16 protein-coding genes and 1 pseudogene are annotated in these 17453 nt (G+C 70.3%); 6 read left to right on the forward strand and 11 right to left on the reverse strand.

What is annotated here, in order from left to right:
- Positions 1-4: 4 nt before the first annotated feature.
- Positions 5-829, reverse strand: coding sequence for a class I SAM-dependent methyltransferase (locus ACH4S8_RS08705; protein WP_398391982.1), 825 nt, complete (start codon positions 827-829; stop codon positions 5-7).
- 129 nt (positions 830-958) lie between these two features.
- On the opposite strand from ACH4S8_RS08705, the gene ACH4S8_RS08710 reads away from it, so the two are divergent.
- The 3 genes and pseudogenes from ACH4S8_RS08710 to ACH4S8_RS08720 all read left to right on the forward strand — a co-directional run bounded on the left by ACH4S8_RS08710 (position 959) and on the right by ACH4S8_RS08720 (position 6192).
- A complete protein-coding gene (locus ACH4S8_RS08710) occupies positions 959-2566 on the forward strand; it encodes an alpha-amylase family glycosyl hydrolase (RefSeq protein ID WP_398391983.1) in 1608 nt (535 codons plus the stop codon).
- Positions 2567-3174: 608 nt separating this feature from the next.
- Positions 3175-3459, forward strand: a pseudogene (locus tag ACH4S8_RS08715) (winged helix-turn-helix domain-containing protein); the annotation flags it as partial.
- A gap of 27 nt (positions 3460-3486) precedes the next feature.
- The gene (locus tag ACH4S8_RS08720; protein ID WP_398392354.1) at positions 3487-6192 is read left to right on the forward strand and encodes a BTAD domain-containing putative transcriptional regulator; all 2706 of its coding nucleotides are present in this window, start codon (positions 3487-3489) and stop codon (positions 6190-6192) included.
- Here the strand turns inward: ACH4S8_RS08720 and ACH4S8_RS08725 are convergent.
- The 3 genes from ACH4S8_RS08725 to ACH4S8_RS08735 form a co-directional block, all read right to left on the reverse strand.
- Complete coding sequence (locus ACH4S8_RS08725) at positions 6156-7136, reverse strand: aspartyl/asparaginyl beta-hydroxylase domain-containing protein (protein ID WP_398391984.1); 981 nt, start codon at positions 7134-7136, stop codon at positions 6156-6158. The genes ACH4S8_RS08720 and ACH4S8_RS08725 overlap by 37 nt on opposite strands.
- Before the next feature lie 4 nt (positions 7137-7140).
- Complete coding sequence (locus ACH4S8_RS08730; protein ID WP_398391985.1) at positions 7141-7911, reverse strand: TSUP family transporter; 771 nt, start codon at positions 7909-7911, stop codon at positions 7141-7143.
- 61 nt (positions 7912-7972) lie between these two features.
- A complete protein-coding gene (locus ACH4S8_RS08735) occupies positions 7973-8962 on the reverse strand; it encodes a TauD/TfdA family dioxygenase (protein WP_398391986.1) in 990 nt (329 codons plus the stop codon).
- A gap of 176 nt (positions 8963-9138) precedes the next feature.
- Here ACH4S8_RS08735 and ACH4S8_RS08740 point away from each other — a divergent pair, with 176 nt between their 5' ends.
- On the forward strand, positions 9139-9897 hold the full coding sequence (locus ACH4S8_RS08740; protein ID WP_398391987.1) for a hypothetical protein: 759 nt from the start codon (positions 9139-9141) through the stop codon (positions 9895-9897).
- Between the two features lie 52 nt (positions 9898-9949).
- Here the strand turns inward: ACH4S8_RS08740 and ACH4S8_RS08745 are convergent, their stop codons facing one another.
- The 7 genes from ACH4S8_RS08745 to ACH4S8_RS08775 all read right to left on the reverse strand — a co-directional run bounded on the left by ACH4S8_RS08745 (position 9950) and on the right by ACH4S8_RS08775 (position 15716).
- Positions 9950-10426 carry a hypothetical protein gene (locus ACH4S8_RS08745; RefSeq protein ID WP_398391988.1) on the reverse strand — a complete coding sequence of 159 codons (477 nt, stop codon included), beginning with the start codon at positions 10424-10426 and terminating at the stop codon, positions 9950-9952.
- A 313-nt stretch (positions 10427-10739) separates the two neighbouring features.
- Entirely contained in the window at positions 10740-10982 is a 243-nt protein-coding gene (locus ACH4S8_RS08750; protein WP_398391989.1) for a hypothetical protein, read from the reverse strand.
- A 94-nt stretch (positions 10983-11076) separates the two neighbouring features.
- Positions 11077-12354 (reverse strand): RNA polymerase sigma factor, encoded by a 1278-nt coding sequence (locus ACH4S8_RS08755; protein WP_398391990.1) that lies wholly within the window; start codon positions 12352-12354, stop codon positions 11077-11079.
- Positions 12351-12692, reverse strand: a complete 342-nt coding sequence (locus ACH4S8_RS08760; protein WP_398391991.1) for a YciI family protein — start codon at positions 12690-12692, stop codon at positions 12351-12353. Before ACH4S8_RS08760 ends, ACH4S8_RS08755 begins: the two co-directional genes overlap by 4 nt.
- A complete protein-coding gene (locus ACH4S8_RS08765) occupies positions 12689-13435 on the reverse strand; it encodes a nuclear transport factor 2 family protein (protein ID WP_398391992.1) in 747 nt (248 codons plus the stop codon). The genes ACH4S8_RS08760 and ACH4S8_RS08765 overlap by 4 nt, the downstream gene beginning before the upstream one ends.
- A 115-nt stretch (positions 13436-13550) precedes the next feature.
- Entirely contained in the window at positions 13551-14804 is a 1254-nt protein-coding gene (locus tag ACH4S8_RS08770; protein ID WP_398391993.1) for a cytochrome P450, read from the reverse strand.
- 78 nt (positions 14805-14882) lie between these two features.
- Positions 14883-15716: an alpha/beta fold hydrolase gene (locus tag ACH4S8_RS08775; protein ID WP_398391994.1), complete on the reverse strand. Its 834-nt coding sequence runs from the start codon at positions 15714-15716 to the stop codon at positions 14883-14885.
- Between the two features lie 131 nt (positions 15717-15847).
- Here ACH4S8_RS08775 and ACH4S8_RS08780 point away from each other — a divergent pair, with 131 nt between their 5' ends.
- On the forward strand, positions 15848-16297 hold the full coding sequence (locus ACH4S8_RS08780) for a MarR family winged helix-turn-helix transcriptional regulator (protein ID WP_398391995.1): 450 nt from the start codon (positions 15848-15850) through the stop codon (positions 16295-16297).
- A 170-nt stretch (positions 16298-16467) separates the two neighbouring features.
- Positions 16468-17265, forward strand: a complete 798-nt coding sequence (locus ACH4S8_RS08785; RefSeq protein WP_398391996.1) for a nitrilase-related carbon-nitrogen hydrolase — start codon at positions 16468-16470, stop codon at positions 17263-17265.
- The last annotated feature ends 188 nt before the right edge of the window (positions 17266-17453 follow it).

A 17453-nucleotide genomic window follows, 5' to 3' on the forward strand; every position in this document is an offset into this window, starting at 1 on the left:
AGCGTCACGCGCCGCCGACGGGCGCTCCCGGGGTGTCCTCACGTGTGGCCACGACCATGCGGGCCCGCGGGCTGCCGTCCCGTCGGCGGCCGAACTCGTCCAACGCGTAGAGCTCCGTCCGGAATCCGGCCCGCGCCAGCTCCCGCTCGACGTCGCCGAGCCGGAACGTGCGGTAGTACATGACGAAGGTCGGACGCCGGACGGCGTTGCGCACCCGCATCACCATGTCGAACCCCAGCAGGGCCCAGTACCAGAGCGAGCCGGGGCCCGGCGGAGCCGTGATCGGGAAGGCGAAGCGCCCGCCCGGGCGCAGGACGGCGTGGACGCCGGAGAACAGACCGGGCAGCTCACGCGGCAGAAAGTGCCCGAAGGCGCCGAAGCTCACGACGAGGTCGAACACGGGCCTGAAGGGGAGGTCGCGGGCGTCCGCGCGCACGAAGGCGACCGACGGGGCCCCGCCCTCACCCGCCGGAGACCGATCCTCGCTCACCGGCGACCGGTCCTCCCCCACCGGAGCCGGCGGATCGCCGGCCCCGAGCCGCGAGCGTCCGACCGCCAGCATGCCCGCGCTGATGTCGACCCCGGTGACGCTGTCCCGGCACAGCTTCCGCAGGACCTCCATGCCCGCGCCGGTGCCGCAGCAGAGGTCGAGTCCCGCGGCGAACGGCCCCATCGGCTCGAGGGCGCTCCCCGCGGCTTCGAGGATCGCGTCCGGCGTCCGGAACGGCGTGTGGTCGAACTTGGGCGCGAGCAGGTCGTAGCCGTGCTCGATCGACGAGAGAGCCTGCACGGCCAGCTCGCGGAGGGTGGGACCTTGCGGGGTGAACATCTCGCCGAGCTTAGGACCTGTCCGGCCGGTCAGGGTGGAGGATGCCGACGGCGCCGGAGGGCCGGACGACGGCCGAACGGCGGCCCGTGGGGCAGCGGACGCCCGGTGCGCTGATCTATCGTCCGAGGCATGACCTCGTTCCGCCCCGCCCCCGCCTGGCTGGCCGACGCCGTCTTCTACCAGATCTACCCGCAGTCGTTCGCCGACTCGAACGGCGACGGCATCGGCGACTTCGCCGGAATCACCGAGCGCCTCGACCACCTCGCGTGGCTGGGCGTCAACACCGTCTGGCTCAACCCGTGTTTCGTGTCCCCGTTCGGCGACGCCGGATACGACGTCGCCGACTACCTGAACGTCGCGCCCCGCTACGGCACCTCCGACGACCTCGCCCGCCTCGTCGACGCGGCGGGCCGCCGCGGCATCCGCGTCCTCCTCGACCTCGTGGCGGGCCACACCTCCGACCGGCATCCCTGGTTCCGGGCCGCGATGGACGATCCGGCCGACGACCGGTACATCTGGGCGCCCGAGGGCCACCGCCCGGACGGATTCGTCCCCTCCCCCGGGACCCGTCCGGGGGCGTACCTGCCGAACTTCTTCGCCTTCCAGCCCGCCCTCAACTTCGGCTACGGGCGCGCCCGTTCGGCCGAACCCTGGCGCCTGCCGGTCGACGCGCCGGGTCCGCGCGCCAACCGGGCCGCGCTGCGCACCGTGATGGACCACTGGCTGGGCCTCGGCCTGGCCGGCTTCCGTGTGGACATGGCCGCCTCGCTCGTGAAGGACGACCCCGGCAAGAGGGAAACAGCCGCGATCTGGACCGAGTTGAGGAACTGGCTGGACGACGCCCATCCGGAGGCCGTGCTGCTCTCGGAGTGGGGCGAGCCCGAGGTGTCGGTCCCCGCGGGGTTCCACGCGGACTTCTTCCTCCAGTTCGGCGGCCCCACCGACGGGCACGCCCTGCGCTCGCTGTGGAGCAACGGCGAGGGCACGGTCAACGAGGCCTGGGAGCAGCTCGACTGCTTCTTCGACGCCGAGGGCCGCGGCTCGCCGCGCCCGTTCGTGGACGCCTGGCGCGGTGCGACCGCCGCGCTCGGCGAGAGCGGCTTCATCGCGCTCCCGACCGCCAACCACGACTTCTCCCGTCTCAACTGCGGCCCCCGCACGGCCGGTCAGCTGCCCGCCGCCTTCGCCTTCCAGCTCACCTGGCCGACCCTTCCGGCGATCTACTACGGCGACGAGATCGGTATGCGCTACGTTCCGGGGCTGCCCGAGAAGGAGGGCAGTGTGCTGGGTCCGCGCTACAACCGCGCGGGTTCCCGTACGCCGATGCAGTGGGACCAGAGCCCCAACGCCGGTTTCTCCACGGCTCCTTCCGACCGTCTGTATCTCCCCCTCGACCCTTCTCCGGACCGCCCGACGGTCGCCGCCCAACGGGCCGACGACACCTCGCTCCTGCATCTCGTACGCCGTCTGATCGCGTTGCGTACGGCCACGCCGGAACTGGGGCCGGGCGGCTCGGTGGAGGTGGTGCACGCCGGGTACCCGTTCGTGTACGTACGGGGCGGCCGGTATCTCGTCGTGGTCAACCCGCGCCGGGAACACGCGAGTTGCGCCGTCGAGTGGACCACCGGCGTCCGCTCCCTGGAGTCGGACGGCGTCGGGATCGAGGCGGGCACGGTGAGCGCCCGGGGATTCGGTTATGGCGTCTTCGAACTCCCCGACGCGCGGGCCGGATCCTGAACGACCGCCGCTCTCGGCGGGGCCCCGCAGCGACGACTGCGGGGCCCCGATCGTCTCGGCGGTCAACACGCCGTTGCGGGCCGTACGGCCGTTCTTGTCACCGCCGGCACGGCCTTGGCGAAAGCGCCCCACTTCGCCGACGGAGCGAATTCGCCGAAGAAGCGATCATGTACCAGATCCGGCCAGTCGCACCGCCCCCCCTGACACAGACACGGACATGGACGCGGAGGGGTCAGGGGCCCGCTCCTGCCACTCAGCCGGCGGCCGCCGCAGGGCCCGCCCCGAACCGCGGCGCGTCCTCCGCGATCACATCCAGGCGCAGCCGCATGAAGCGCAGTGGATGGCGAAGGACCCTGCCGCGGCCTGTGGCCCGGTTCACGCTGATGAAGTGAAGACGAGTGCGGCAAGGACTCTTCCTCTCGACAGTCCCGAGAGGCGGGGAGTCTTCGACCTCCGGCCCCGGACGCATGGCCAGATACGGTCAATTCCCCAGGTCATAGAGGTGATGCCAAGATCACAAAGTGTGGCGGGCCCACTGGCGGCGTGATATTCGTTTGATCGATCATTACACCTGCATACAATTCGCTGGGGGCGATGTGCTGTCTACGGTGCCGTCGGGGGGCGGCCTGTTGGAGTTAGGCCTTCTCGGGCCACTTGAAATCCGAGTCGACGGGCAGCTGTTGGACATATCTGCGCCACGGCTCAGGACGGCCCTGGGGACGCTCCTGCTGAGTCCCGGAAAGACGGTTTCCACCCGGCACTTGGCGGAAAGCATTTGGGAGGACAATCTCCCAGCGGATCCAGCCAATCAGGTAGCCGCCTGCATCTCCATGCTGCGCCGTATGTTCAGGCAGGGTGGAGTGTCACCGGAACTCCTTGTCACTCGGCGGCCGGGTTACCAGCTGATGGTGGGGGCCGGGGTGCGCATCGACGCGATGGTCTTCCGTGACCTGCAGGAAGAGGCGCGCGCGTCCAGCCAAGCGGACGATCCCAGGCGGGCTCTGTCCCAGCTGAAGTCGGCGCTGGGGCTGTGGCGCGGTGGGGTTCTCTCCGGGATGGACTGCCGTACCTGGCAGCCTGAGATCCGTCGGCTGGAGGAGGAGTACATCGCCCTGCGCGAGCACTGCTCCGACGTCCAGCTCGGTCTGGGGCTCAACGAGGACGTGGTCACGGAGCTGTCGGTATTCGTCGAGCAGTATCCGCTTCTCGAGCGGCCGCGCGCGCAACTCATGCTGGCGCTCTTCCGGTCCGGCCGACAGGCCGACGCGCTCCAGATGTACCGGGCCACAGCAGAACTGCTGCGTGAGGAGCTGGGCGTTTCGCCGGGCGAAGACTTGCAGCGGATACACAAGAGCATGCTGCAGGGAACTGCAAACGCTCCTGCCACGAAGAGGACCTCGCGCGAGCGGACCTCCATATCGCATGCCGGTTCTTTCACCGATCCGTACGGTCCGCCCTGCCAGCTTCCCGGCGATCTGGCCGAGTTCGTGGGCCGCAGGGAAGAGATCGACACCCTGCAATCGGCGATCGCGCCCGGAAGCGGAACCGTTCCGGTCGCGGTGATCGTGGGTCCGGGAGGCACGGGGAAGACCGTTCTTGCTGTCCACACGGCACATCAGCTGCGTCAGACGTTCAACGACGGGCAGCTGTACGTCAACCTCCGCGGCATGGACAGTGATCCGGTGTCGGCGGAGGAGGCCCTGGCCCGCTTTCTGCGGGAGCTCGGGCTGTCGGGCGCGGCGATACCCGATTCCCTGGACGAACGCGCGGCGCTCTTCCGCAGCCTGGTCGCGGGCCGGCGGATGCTGCTGGTCCTGGACAACGCCGGCGACGTCCGACAGATCAGACCGCTGCTCCCAGGAACGGACACGTGCGGCGTACTTGTCACCAGCAGGACCCGGCTCACGACCGTGCCGAACGCGCATGTACTCGAGCTGGATGTCCTGGGCCGGGATCAGGCCCACATGTTGCTCTGCCAATTGGTCGGGGAGGACCGTGTCGAGGCGGAGCCCGACGTGGCTCGCAAGCTCGTCGAGTACTGCGGCCGCCTGCCGCTGGCCGTGCGGATCGTCGGGGCGAAGCTGGCCTCCAAGCCGCATTGGTCTTTGCGCAGGGCCGCCTCCCGACTGGTGGACGAGCGACGTCGGCTCGACGAACTCGCGCACGAAGGACTGGAGGTACGAAGCAGCCTCGAGCTCTCACATCAAGGACTCAGTCCGCAGGCGCGCCGGCTCTTTCGCAGATTGGCACTCCTGGCAGCGCCGGACTTCGCCGAGTGGGTCTGCGCACCCCTGCTGAGCCTGCCCGTCCTGGAGGCGGAGGACTTTCTGGAGGAGCTGCTGGACGCTCGTCTGGTGGACGTCGTCACGCCCATGGGGAGCCCGCAAGCTCGCTACCGGATGCATGATCTCGTACGACTGTTCGCCTCGGAGTGCCTTTCCGAGACAGAGCCCGGCGTTGAGCGGGCGGCGGCCCGGCAGCGTGTGGCCGCGACCACCCTGGCCCTGGCGGATCTGGCGCACCGTGAGGTGTGCGGCGGGGACTTCACCGTGGTTCACGGTCTTGGCCCGCGGCCCTCCGTATCCGAGGACGTGATCCAGCTGGCGGCAGGTGACCCGCTCGACTGGTACGAGGCGGACCGGTCGACCATCACCGCCTTGTGCGCCCAAGCCGCGGAGCACGACGAGGACGAGATCGCCTGGGACCTGGCTGCCACGTCGAGGTGCCTTTTCAGCATACGTTTCCACTTCGACGACTGGCAGCACACCCACGAGGTCGCTCTCGCCACCGTGCAGCGGCAGGGCAACAAGCGGGGAGAGGCCGCCCTGCTGCTGGGGCTGGGCGATCTCAACCTCACGCGGCGGCTCTACGAGCGGGCACTCCCGCTGTTGGAGCGCTCCCGGGAGCTGTTCCTGGAGGTCGGTGACCGGCATGGGTACGCACTCGCCCTACGCAAGGTCGCGTGCGCGGACCGCATCCAGGGGCGGACCACGATTGCCCTGGAGCGTTGGCGGGAATGTCTGCCGATCCTTCGGGAGGCAGGAGACCTGGAGGCGCAGATACAGGTGCACCGGTGGATGTCGCAGACCCTCTTGGAGCTGGGCAGGGATGAGGAGGCGGAGGGTTCTCTGCGCGTCGCGGTGCGGATGGCCGAGTCGTTCGAAGGGCGCAGTGCGGCGCAGGTTCACCTCGCTCAGGCAGATCTCCGGCTGGCCCGCGGTGAACTCGATCAGGCGGCAGCGGCGTACGAGACCAGTCTTCGGGCGACCAGTCGGCTCGGCGATCTCAGCGGCCGTTGCGCAGCTCTGCTGGGGCAGGGCACGGTCGACGTACGACGACGTAGGATCGCGCGGGCGCAGGAGCGTTTGGGTCAGGCCCTGGATCTCGCGCACAGCATCCAGGACCCCTTGCTGCAGGTCGAGGTGCTGCTGAGCCTCGCGGCCGCGCACGTGGCAGAGGGCCATCGGACCAAGGCCTTCGTACTGCTGACCGAGGGTGAGGGGTTGTGCCGTCAGATGGGTGCCACTTCTCGGAGGGAGCGCTTCACCGCGGCCCTTGCGGGGCTGGCTGGGCAGTCGACTGACGTCGGTCAGGCGACCGACCTTGCCGGCAGGCAGGTGGAATAGGTGTTGGAACCATCCCGGGCGCAGATCACCACGGTCGTCCCCTGGCGGGGGTCGGCCTGGACCTGCAGGGTACGTTCGTCGCTCCAGCCTCGCATCCGGAACTCGCCTTGGCCCAGGTGCTCCAGAGCGCAGAAGGGCCGTCCGGCCAGGAGGAGCCGGGGTGTGCCGCTGCTCATCGCGATCTCCGCAGTGACGACGGCGCGCAGGGCATTGCGCGGAAGGAAGTGCCCCGGCTGTTCCCAGTTCGCAAAGGATTCGGGGAGCGGGAAGCGGCACGCGTAGCGCCGTTCCTCGTCCGGGATGAGCGCGACCCTCGGGCGTAGTTCCAGGGACGCGGGGGCTGTCAGCCTGTCCTGGAGGCGTTGGGGGAACAGCTTGGCCAGTTCCTCGGTGTGGTAGAGGTCGATGACGAGGTGGACCAGCTCCTCGTCCTCGTCATTGACAAGAACGTGCTGGCGCCAGGAAGCGGCGAACGACATGGTGCCGGGGGTCCAACGGTGACTGTCCTCGACGAAGACGGCCCGCGCGCCGTGGTTGCTGACGATGGGCAGGTGCAATCGGCACAGCCCCCACGGCGGACCGCACTTCACGGACTGCAGGCCTGTGAACCGGGCACCGGGCGAGAGGGCTATGAGGCGTACGGATCGCAGTGGTGCCGGCAATGATCGGAGGACCTTCCACAAGGCCGGCAGGCGCCGCAGCCAAGGTGTCGCCGCGTAGTCCTGAAGGCTCGGTCCTCCGGTGTCGGTGCGGTTCGGGTCCCCTCCGAGGCTGTGGAGGGCAAGGACGCGGCGGCCCTGGAAAGCAGCCAGCGGCGCGGCACCCCGCGCCGAGAGTCCGCCGATCTCGGCGCGCAGGCGGTCAGGGTCGTACGCAGCGGAGATCTCGGCGCTGTTGGGCAGCCCTCTTCCCAGCGGGTCGTGGATTCTCGGGAACTCGATCACGGCTTCACCGGAACTGGTCGAACGCGAGCTTCACGACCATGCCGGTCACGACGACCAGCAGGACGATACGGACGAAACCGGATCCGCGTTTCAAGGCGGTCCGCGCGCCCAGTGTGGCTCCGGCGATGTTGCAAAGGGCCATCCCCGCGCCCAGGAGCCAGAGCACCTGTCCCTGGGCCGCGAAGACAGTGAGTGCGCCCAGGTTCGTTCCGACGTTGACGACCTTGGCGAGCGCCGAGCTCTGGAGGAACTCGAGCGACAGCAGACTGGTGAAGGTCATGATCAGAAATGTGCCGGTGCCGGGACCGAAGACCCCGTCGTAGAAGCCGATCCCGCAACCGGCGAACGCCACCACCATGAGCCGGCGGCGCCTGCTGACGGCGTCCGCGTCCTCGATGACCGAGCCGAAGTTCGGGCGAAGGGTGACGAACACGGCCACGGAGATCAGCAGCGCCATGATCACCGGACGGAACCAGTCGGCCGGCAGGCTCGAGGCCGAAAGTGCCCCGAACCCGGCTGAAGGCACGGCCAGGGCGGCGGCCGGTAGCGCGACCGATCGGTCCAGTTTCGTTCGGCGGGCGAAGGTGACGGCCGCCACGGTGGTGCCGGTGATGGCCGTGAGCTTGTTCGTGCCGAGCGCTGTGGAGGGTGGAAGCGTCGGAAAGGCCATCAGCAGTGCCGGGATGAGCACGAGCCCTCCGCCCCCGACCACGGCGTCCACCCAACCGGCAGTTGTCGCGGCGACGAGCAGCCCGGTTATTCCTACGGCGTCCATCAAGCCCTTCCTGTGGTGCGTGACCAGCCGATCGAAGACGTTGCGTCGATGAGGACGAGGCTCACAGCACTCCCGTGATCTTCATGAGCGCGGGCAAGACCCGGGGGCTGGGCATCATGCGCTCGGCCCAGCGCGGAGTGGACCGCAGGGAGTAGCACCGGCGCAGCCACCGGTCGGTGCCGTCAAAGCGCGGGGTGAACGCGGACCGGCCATGAGCCGCAATGTGGTTGTCCACGACGACCAGGTCCCCGGGTGCGAGCACGACCTCGTGGCATACCTCTTCCAACGCTTCCGACAGGGCCCGCAGAGCGCTGGAAGCCACGGTGTCGTCGCTGGTCGTGGTGTGGGAGTTGAAGCGCATGAACAGGTCCGGTTCCTGGCCGAACAGCACGGGGTGAAGGCCCGACGACGGGCGAGGCCCGGCGATGTTGCGGGAGAACGACGTCGGGTAGGCACTCTTGAACACGGGGGTGCGCAGAACGTCTCGCTGCCCGTCAGTCAGCAGGGCGTACGCCTCACGGACCGACGCGACGCGGGTGGCCGCAATCCCTTCGTGGTCCTGACGGAGGCAAAGCAGACCCAAGAAGTCGGGACGCAGCGGGTGGTGAACGTTCTCGGTGTGGAAGTCGAAGGCTACGGATCCGCTGTTCTCGATGCGATGTTCTTCCCCGGGAACAGGATGGACCTCGTGTATCAGGGTCCCGTCCTTTTCGTCCTCGTAACCAACCAGGGTGCCCAGTAAGTCCGCCACCAGAGTGAGCAGCCCGGCCGAGCCGTGCTCGGCAAGCTCGCCGGCACGGTGCTCCAGCGGGGTGGCGGGGAGCTCTCCCACCGGCAGGCCCCGGATGAGGAAGAAACCCTGCCTGGAGGCGCCGGCAGAGAAGTCGATCAGCTCGGATCGCAGCTCTGACGGCATGTTGAGCAGCAGGTCGCTCAAGTCGGAAACGTTCTCCGCCTTGCGAGCCGCCGCGCTCAAGGCGAGTGTCCACATTTTCCGGGCGTCGGTCTCCGACAGCTGATGTCCACTGCGTGTGGTCGTCGTCGCGTGCACAACTGACTCCTGAATCAAGTGTGTTGTCCCTGATCTCCTGACCTGGGACGACAGACGCTACGGAGCAGCCCTGCGGCTTCGGTGTCAGGTCTCTGTCGAAGTGATGCCAAGGTCGAACAGAATGATCACGTAGCTTCCCCGGACGTCACTTCACGCACGACCCAGGGGAGGTAGCCGTGCCTGTTCCACGTCACGCGGGCAAGGAAGGCGAGCGCGTCTCGGACCGGACCTTCCAGGTACTCGGGGCGATACGCGAGCTGGGCGACGGCCCGCATGCGCTGCGCGCCATCGTCGGCCGGACCGCACTCAGCCGTTCCACCGTCCAGCGCCACATCCTGTCGGGCTTGCGGTACGGATTCATCCGGCAGCCCAGCCACGGGCACTACGCGCTCGCCGAAGAGCCGGAGGACCGGACTGTCCTGGCGTACCAAGCCCTGCCCGTCTCGGGCGTAAATCGGCGGTTCCTCGCCGCGCTCAGCCGGGAGTCCGGACACACGGCACGCCTTCACGTGGCGGTCCTGACCGACGTGCCGATGCAGATGTGTGTCGCCCGGCAGTCGGAAGCCGCGGATCCGCCCCTGCTCGACGGGGAGCTGGGCAGCACTCACCCTCTGGACGCCGACGCCGCAGGACACGCGATCCTGGCCCATCTGGCCCTTCCCCACATGGACCGAGAAGAGCGTCAGGGGATCCGGACCCGCGGTTGGGTCGCGTCAGCGGGCCCCGTGGCGGGGACCCGGATGCTCGCCGCCCCGATTCTCAGATTCGGCGTGCCCGTTGGGTCGCTGAGTGTGACGGCGCCGGCAGAGGCTCTCCGCAGCACGCTCCCGCACTGCGTGGGCTCACTGCGCCGCGCCGCCACGGCGCTCTCCAGAGCTGCCGTTCAACCGGCCGCGACCGGACTCGTCGGACACTCCCGAATCGATCACGAGTAGATGAAACGCAAAAGTGCCTCCGCCGGCAGGCAGAGGCACTTTCATACTGGATTCAGTAAACGTATCGATTCCAACCCTGGCCGGGGACATTCACCTCATGCCCCTTCCGGTTGACGTAGGCGAATCCGCAGTCGGCGGTGACGCTTCCCGTACCGGATACATATCCGCTGGTCTTCTGGAAAGTGCCACCGCTCTCATTCACGCATTCGGCCCAGGCGCGAACCTGGCGGCCACAGGGGTTGCTGGTGACCTTGACCGTCACCTTCTGCCTGGCGGTGTTGACCGTGGCGTTCGCGCTGGTGATGCAACTCGGGTCCGCACTGGCCGACGTGGCCGTCAGCACCGGGACACCACCGACAACAGCGACCGCCGCCGCCGCGGCAAGGAACTTCTTGAACATAGCGGTGACCTGCACGGGAGTCATCCCCTCGAAAAGTAATCCTTTAAGGAGGACCTTCTGTCCACCTGGAGACAATGAGACGTGCGACAGGAACAAGGTTTCAACGAAGTCGTCGGAAGAGGTCAGCAACTGACCTGTCGGAACAGGCCCGCCACCGAGGGAAACCTCAGCACCTCCCGCCGCCGCGCCTGCGCAGGTAGTGGCGGGTGCGGCGGTCGGAGCAGGCCTTGTCCGCGCTGACGCCGTCCGGCCTCGCGCGGGGGTCGGCGGGATGCCCCGCACGAGCGGCTCCAGGCCCTGACTGTCGTTCGGACCTATCCCGCGGTTTCGGACCGCCGTCGTCCGCTCCCTGGAATCGGACGGCGTCGGGATCGACGCCGGCACGGTGAACGCCCGGGGATTCGGTCACGGCGTCCTCGAACTCACCGGCACGCGGGGCCGGTCAGCTCCCCAGGCGCAGCCCGGCGAGCCAGACGTCCGGGACAACTTCGGCGGGCGGGGTCACCGGCGCGGTGGCCCCCTTCGGCCGTGCACGGTGGGCGAGCAGCAGGCGGAGGGCTCTCCTGGCACGCGGCGCCGAGGCGGACTCCGGCGCCGGCGCGGCCGCGCCGGAAGCGACGCGGGCGGCGGCAGCACCTGCCGGGGACATCTGGGCCGACGAGGTCGTGGGAGCCGGGGCGGTCATGGAAGGGAGCCTCCTGAAGCGTCGAAAGGGCGGTGTCGTCGCTCCCGGCGGACCATCGGCCGGGAGGTGGTGTCACCCCACCGACGAAGGCTCCCTATGCCGATCGACACTCCGCGAGCCGCTTCTCCAGGAATCTCCGCTCGGCCGCGTTCTCGACCAGTTCGAGAGCCCTGCCGTAGGCCTCGGCGGCCTCCGTCGTGCGTCCGGCACGGCGCAGCAGGTCCGCGCGGGTGGCGGGCAGCAGGTGGTACGCGTCCAGCTCGCCCTCCTCCTCCAGTTCGGCGACCAGGGCGAGCCCGGCGTCGGGGCCGTCCGCCATGCCCACGGCGACTGCCCGGTTGAGCCGGACCACGGCGGAGGGCACGAAGCGCCGGAGCTCGCCGTACAGGGCGGCGATGTCGGCCCAGTCGGTCTGATCGGCCGTGGCCGCGGTGGTGTGGCAGGCGGCGATCGCGGCCTGGATCTGGTACGGGCCCGGGCGCCCGCGGCGCAGGGCGGTCTCCAGCAGCGCCGCCCCCTCGGCCGCCTCGGACGTGTCCCAGGCCGTGCGGTCCTGGTCCTCCAGGGTGACCAGATCGCCGGAGGCGTCGACACGGGTGCCGCTCCGGGCGTCGTGGAGCAGCAACAGCGCGAGCAGGCCGAGGACTTCGGGCTCGTCGGGCATCAGGCGGGCCAGGACCCGGGCCAGGCGGATCGCCTCCGCGGAGAGGTTCGCGCGGGTGAGACCGGCGCCGGCCGTGGCGGCGTACCCCTCGTTGAAGAGCAGGTAGAGGACGCCGAGGACACCGGTGGTGCGTTCGGGCAGGAGGTGCGCGGGCGGTACGCGGTAGGGGATGCCCGCGTTGCGGATCTTCCGCTTGGCGCGCACCAGCCGCTGCGCCATCGTCGCCTCGGGGACGAGGAAGGCGCGCGCGATCTCGGGCGTGGTCAGCCCGGCCAGGGTGCGCAGGGTGAGCGCCACCCGGGCCTCGATGGCCAGCGCCGGGTGGCAGCAGGTGAAGATCAGCCGCAGCCGGTCGTCACCCACTCCGCTGTCGTCGTCCGGATCCGGTTCGTACGGGTTGTACGAGTTGTGCGGTTCGTACAGACCGTCGTCGCGTGCCGACACCGCCACCTCCCGCAGTTTGCGCGCACCGACCGCCTCCCGGCGCAGTACGTCCAGGGCCCGGTTGCGCGCGGTCGTGGTCAGCCAGGCGCCGGGGCGGCGCGGTACCCCGTCGCGCCGCCACCGGTCGAGCGCCTGGGCGAAGGCGTCCTGCGCGCACTCCTCGGCGAGGTCCCAGTCGCCGGTCATCCGGATCAGGGTGGCGACGACCTGCCCCCACTCCTCACGGAACGCGGCCCCGACCGCCTCCTCGACGCTGTCGTTCATTCCCAGACCGGCCGCACCTCCACCGAACCGCCGCCCAGCGCCGCCGGATGCCGGGACGCGAGCGCGATGGCCTCGTCGAGGTCGGCGACCTCGATGATGTCGATGCCCGCGACGTACTCCTTCGTCTCGGCGAACGGTCCGTCGGTGAGCAGGACTTCGTCACCCTGTACGCGGACGGTGGTGGCGTCGCTCGCCGGCCGGAGCCGGGCGCCGCCCTTCACGATGCCGCGCTCGCGCACCTCCTGGATGTACGCGGTGAACCGGGGGTCGTCGGCGATCTCGTCCGGGCCGATTTCCTCGCCGCCGACCGGAGCGCAGATGAACAGGGCGTACTTCATGACCGTGCCTCTCCGGCCGGCGGGAGGCCCGTGTCCGACGGGACGGACGTGTGCTGGTGGACGATCTGCCAGCGGTCGCCGGCCGCGCGGTAGCCCGTGGTGACGCGTGCGGTGGTGTCCAGGGTGGTGCCGTCGGCGAGCGGGGCGCGCAGACGCACCAGGGCGTGGCCGAAGGCGACGCTCTCGTCGATCCGCAGCCGGAAGTCGAGCACCTCGCGGTCGGCGGGACCGGCGAGCGCCGAGAACCACTGCTCCTGCGCCTTGCGCAGGGCGTCGGCGCCGCTCTGTTCCATGCCGCTCACGGGGTGGAAGACCTCGACGTCGGGGGCGTAGCAGGCCATCGCCCGGTCGAGGTCGCGTTCGCGGAGGGCCTCGGTGAGCTCGGCGTCGAGGCGGCGGATCTCCCCCTCGGCGTCCTCGTCGTCCCAGAAGGCGCGGACCTCCATGGCGCCGATCGTCGCGACGGGGTGTTTCGCGGCGGCCTCGACCGCCTCGTCCATGGAGGCGCAGTCGAGGATGTCGAAGCCGGCGACGTACTCCTTCGTCTCGGCGAACGGCCCGTCGGTGCGCAGCACTTCACCGTCGCGCACCCGGACGGTGACCGCTTCGGCGGGCAGCCGGAGACGGTGGCCGTGCAGCCGGACGCCGCGCTCGGCGCCCAGCTCCTCGACCCAGGGTTCGACGGGTGCCATCCCGGAGGCGTCAGCGGTGTCGTCGCCGCAGACCAGCAGCATGTACTTCATGGTTCCTCCTGATGCTCATGAGCTTCCTACACCCCACCGACGCACGGCGCCCCGGCGAATCGACAGGCGGCGAAAGTTTTTCTCGAGCGCCGTCGGACGCGGTCCGCGCGTCCCGTCAGACGCGGGAGGCGCCGGGCCGCACGGGCAGGACCTGGACGCTGTTGCCGACGAAGCTGGCCTGCTGGGTGAGCTCCGCCTCGGACACGGCGAGATCGAGGTCGGGGAAGCGGGTGAACAGCCGCTCCAGGGCGACGGTGGCCTCGATCCGGGCGAGCGGGGCGCCGAGGCAGTAGTGGGCACCGTGCCCGAGGGAGAGGTGGCGGGCGGCGCCGGGCCGCCCGGGGCGGGTGACGTCGAAGCGGTCGGCGTCCGGCCCGTGCGCGGCCCGGTCGCGGCCCGCGGCCGAGTAGCCGGCGAGGACGGGCGTGCCCCGGGGAATGACGGTCCCGTCGACGGTCAGGTCGCGCACCGGGTAGCGGAACGGGAAGTAGCTGACCGGAGCGTCCCAGCGCAGGGTCTCCTCCACGACGTCCCCCCAGCTCGCCTCGCCCTTCAGGACGGACTCCAGCTGGTCCCGGTGCCCGCACAGCGCCCGCACGGCGTTGGTGATCAGGTTGAGCGTGGTCTCGTGCCCCGCGATGATCATGAGCACCAGCGTGCCGATGAGTTCCTGCTGGCTGAGCCGGTCGCCGTCCTCGTCGCGGGCGGCGATCAGCGCGCTGGTGAGGTCGTCGCCGGGGTTCTCCGCGCGCGCGGCCGCGACGGCGCTCAGCACGGCCACCAGTTCACGGTTGGCGGCCACGGCCTGCTCGGGGCCGATGTCGGTGGCGACGACCTGGTTCGTCAGATGGTGGAGCCGGTCGCGGTACTCGGCGTCCACGCCGAGGAGTTCACCGATGACGCCCATCGGCAGCGGGAGGGCGAAGTGCTCGCGCAGGTCGGCCACTCCCCCGCCGTCCTCCGCCGCCGCGTGCAGTCCGTCGAGCAGGTGCGAGGTCAACTCCTCGATACGGGGACGCAGTTCCTCGACCCGTCGCACGGTGAACGCCTTGCTGACGAGGGACCGCAGCCGCCGGTGGTCGTCGCCGTCGGCGGTCGTCATCCCCTGCACGGTGGCGAAGGTCATGAGCGGCCAGCCGGCGGTTATGCGTCCCTCGCGCAGGTCCGTGAAGTGCCGGGCCCCCTTGGCGACATCGGGGTGGGCGAGGAATTCCTTCAGCGCCTCGTGCCCGAGGACCACCGCGCCCTGCACCTCACCGGGCAGCACCACCGTCGCGACGGCGCCCCGCGCGAGCAGCCGCTCGTTGTCGGCGTGCGGGCAGCGGCCCGCGGGGTCCATGCGGTGCGGCGTGACGGGCGAGGTGTCCACCGTGTTCTCCTTGCTGCTGGGCCGAGTTGACGGTCGTACGACACCGACGGGCGCCGCACGAAGATCGATTGTGCCCGCTCAGAGCACCGTGCGCAGCACCTCGGCGAAGCCTTTCGGGTGGGTCAGGTTGCCGTTGTGGCCACCGGGGAAGTGCACCGGTGCGACACCGAGTCCCGCGGCCAGTTCCTCGGCGCAGCGGTAGTCGAACACCTGGCGCGGCGTGGTGAGTCCGGCCGCCGGGACGACGCGGACCGGTCCCCGGCCGAGCGCGGCGATCTCGTCCGGGCCGAGTTCGGCCCGGCTCATGGTCACGGCGTCGTGCTCGATGAAGAAGGTGAAGTTCGCCTCGCGGGACGCGTCCAACGGGGCCATTTCGGCACCGGGTTCGACCTCCTGGCGGGCCGGGTCGATCCCGAGGATCTCGCCGATCCGGCGCACTCCCGCGATCCATCCCTCCCGGCGGAAGACCTCACGCATCTCGTCCAGCTCCCGCCGCGCGCGCAGCTTCTCGGCCTCGGGCAGCATGCCCGGGATGGCGGGTTCGTGGGCGACCAGGACGCTCAGCCGCTCGGGCCGTCGCCGGGCGAGCCGGAGCCCGATGACCGCGCCCATGCTGCAGCCGAGCATCCGTGCGGGCCCGTCGGCGAGGTGGGCCAGCAGGCGGTCGACGTCGTCCACGTGCTCGTCGAGCGTGGCGCCGCGGGCCGGGTCGTCGAGAACGCTGCGGGACAGGCCGCGCCGGTCGTACGTCACCACGGTGTACGCGTCGACGAGGTGGCCGACCATCGCGTCGCTACGGTTCGCGTCGCCCTCGCCGCTCTGCGACACGAGCAACAGGGGTCCGTCACCGCGCACTTCGTAGTGGAGGACGGCGCCGGGGACGGACAGTCGGCCGGTACGGGCGGCAGGCATGACGGGCTCCTCACACGGTCGGTCGCGGCCACCCCTCGGTGCCGCGTCCCACCGAACGTACTCCATCATTTTTGATGCATCAAGAGAGATGCATTATTTCTGATGCATCTTCCTTGATACGATCCGGAGTCATGAACGGAGCGGAACTCTTCCTGCTGGGCCGGACCCTGATGAAGATCGGCGAGGAGGCCATCCCCGCCGAGGGAATCGGCCGACGGTCCACGAGCACCCGGTCCATGCTGATCGTGATGCTCGACGTGTACGCCAACCCCGACACGACCGTCGGCGAGATCGCCGTACGCACGGGCATGCCGCAGAGTGCCGTGTCCGCGTGCGTGGCGCGCCTCAAGGAGGCGGGCTCGGTCCTCACCGTCACCGACCCCGCCGACCGCCGCCGCTCCCTGATCCGGCGGAACCCCGAGATCACCGGGCGCCGGGCCGAGGTCGCGGCCACCCCGGTCGACGCGGCACTCGGGGCCGCTCTCGGCACCGAGGACGGCGCGGAGATCGCCGAGACGGTGGCCCTCCTGGAACGGCTGGCCGAACGGCTGTCGCCGGACGTCCTCGGGCGCCTGCGCTGACGCCGGACGGCTCCGTGGCGGCACCGGCCCGAAAGGCGCCGGACGACTCCGCCGAGGTCGCGCCCGGCGAGGAGGCCGCCCCACGGGAAGCGGGAAGCACGGGTACCTCCTTACGCTCGTAGGGACGGGTTTCCTTGGACCGCACGGACGCGGTCCCGGAGGTGACAGCCATGCGTGCCTCGCTGATCCAGCTGTCCGTGGACTCCTCGGACACCGCGGACGAGCGCCGCCACCGGGCGGCTTCGCTGGTGCGCGGTCGGGCGGGCGACGATCTGGTGGTCCTGCCCGAACTGTGGGCGGCCGGCGCATGGGCGTACGACCGCTGGGGGCGCGACGCCGAGGGGATCGAGGGCCCCACCGCGGCGGCCATGTCCGCCGCCGCGCGTGCGGCCGGGGTGTGGCTGCACGCCGGATCCGTCGTCGAGCGGGACGCGGACGGGACGCTCTACAACACCGCGCTGCTCTTCGACCGGTCCGGCGATCTGCGGGGCCGCTACCGCAAGATCCACCGGTACGGCTTCGACACCGGCGAGGCGACCCTGATGGGCGGGGGCGACGACATCGTCACCGTGCCCACCGACTTCGGCGTGGTCGGCCTCGCCATCTGCTACGACCTGCGCTTTCCCGAACTCTTCCGGGGCCTGCTCGACGCGGGCGCGGAACTGATCGCGGTACCCGCCGCGTGGCCCGCCGCCCGGCTCACCCACTGGCGGCTCCTGACGCGCACCCGGGCCCTGGAGGAGCAGGTCTTCCTCCTGGCCTGCTGCGCGACGGGCACCCACGGCGACATGCGGCAGGCCGGGCACAGCGTGGTCGTCGACCCCTGGGGAACCGCCCTGGGCGAGGCCGGCACCGCGGAGGAGACGCTGACGGTGGACTTCGACATGGCCCAGGTCGCCCGGATGCGCTCCGAACTCCCCGTCCTGCGCGATCGCGTCCTCGCCATCGAGGCCCCCCGGAAGCGATGAATCCGGGGCGATCCCTACGGGTCCGGAAACCCTGGAGGCACCGACCCCGGCGACCGGCCGTACGAGCCGGAGCGCCGGGAGGCTCGAATCCGGCGGCCGGTCGTGCGGGGCGGAACGCCGGGGGACGGTGAACCCCGCGGCACGGCGCATCCGGAGCGCCGCGGCGCGGACGCCCGTCGGCCGGTCGC

The organism is Streptomyces sp. NPDC021080 (genome assembly GCF_044333225.1).
GTDB lineage: Bacteria > Actinomycetota > Actinomycetes > Streptomycetales > Streptomycetaceae > Streptomyces.

Bases quoted from the DNA above. Each gene is read 5' to 3' on its own strand.
- ACH4S8_RS08710 (WP_398391983.1), top strand. From the start codon at position 959: ATGACCTCGTTCCGCCCCGCCCCCGCCTGGCTGGCCGACGCCGTCTTC.
- ACH4S8_RS08750 (WP_398391989.1), bottom strand. From the start codon at position 10,982: ATGACCGCCCCGGCTCCCACGACCTCGTCGGCCCAGATGTCCCCGGCA.
- ACH4S8_RS08755 (WP_398391990.1), bottom strand. From the start codon at position 12,354: ATGAACGACAGCGTCGAGGAGGCGGTCGGGGCCGCGTTCCGTGAGGAG.
- ACH4S8_RS08785 (WP_398391996.1), top strand. From the start codon at position 16,468: ATGCGTGCCTCGCTGATCCAGCTGTCCGTGGACTCCTCGGACACCGCG.
- ACH4S8_RS08780 (WP_398391995.1), top strand. From the start codon at position 15,848: ATGAACGGAGCGGAACTCTTCCTGCTGGGCCGGACCCTGATGAAGATC.
- ACH4S8_RS08775 (WP_398391994.1), bottom strand. From the start codon at position 15,716: ATGCCTGCCGCCCGTACCGGCCGACTGTCCGTCCCCGGCGCCGTCCTC.
- ACH4S8_RS08730 (WP_398391985.1), bottom strand. From the start codon at position 7,911: ATGGACGCCGTAGGAATAACCGGGCTGCTCGTCGCCGCGACAACTGCC.
- ACH4S8_RS08765 (WP_398391992.1), bottom strand. From the start codon at position 13,435: ATGAAGTACATGCTGCTGGTCTGCGGCGACGACACCGCTGACGCCTCC.
- ACH4S8_RS08760 (WP_398391991.1), bottom strand. From the start codon at position 12,692: ATGAAGTACGCCCTGTTCATCTGCGCTCCGGTCGGCGGCGAGGAAATC.
- ACH4S8_RS08705 (WP_398391982.1), bottom strand. From the start codon at position 829: ATGTTCACCCCGCAAGGTCCCACCCTCCGCGAGCTGGCCGTGCAGGCT.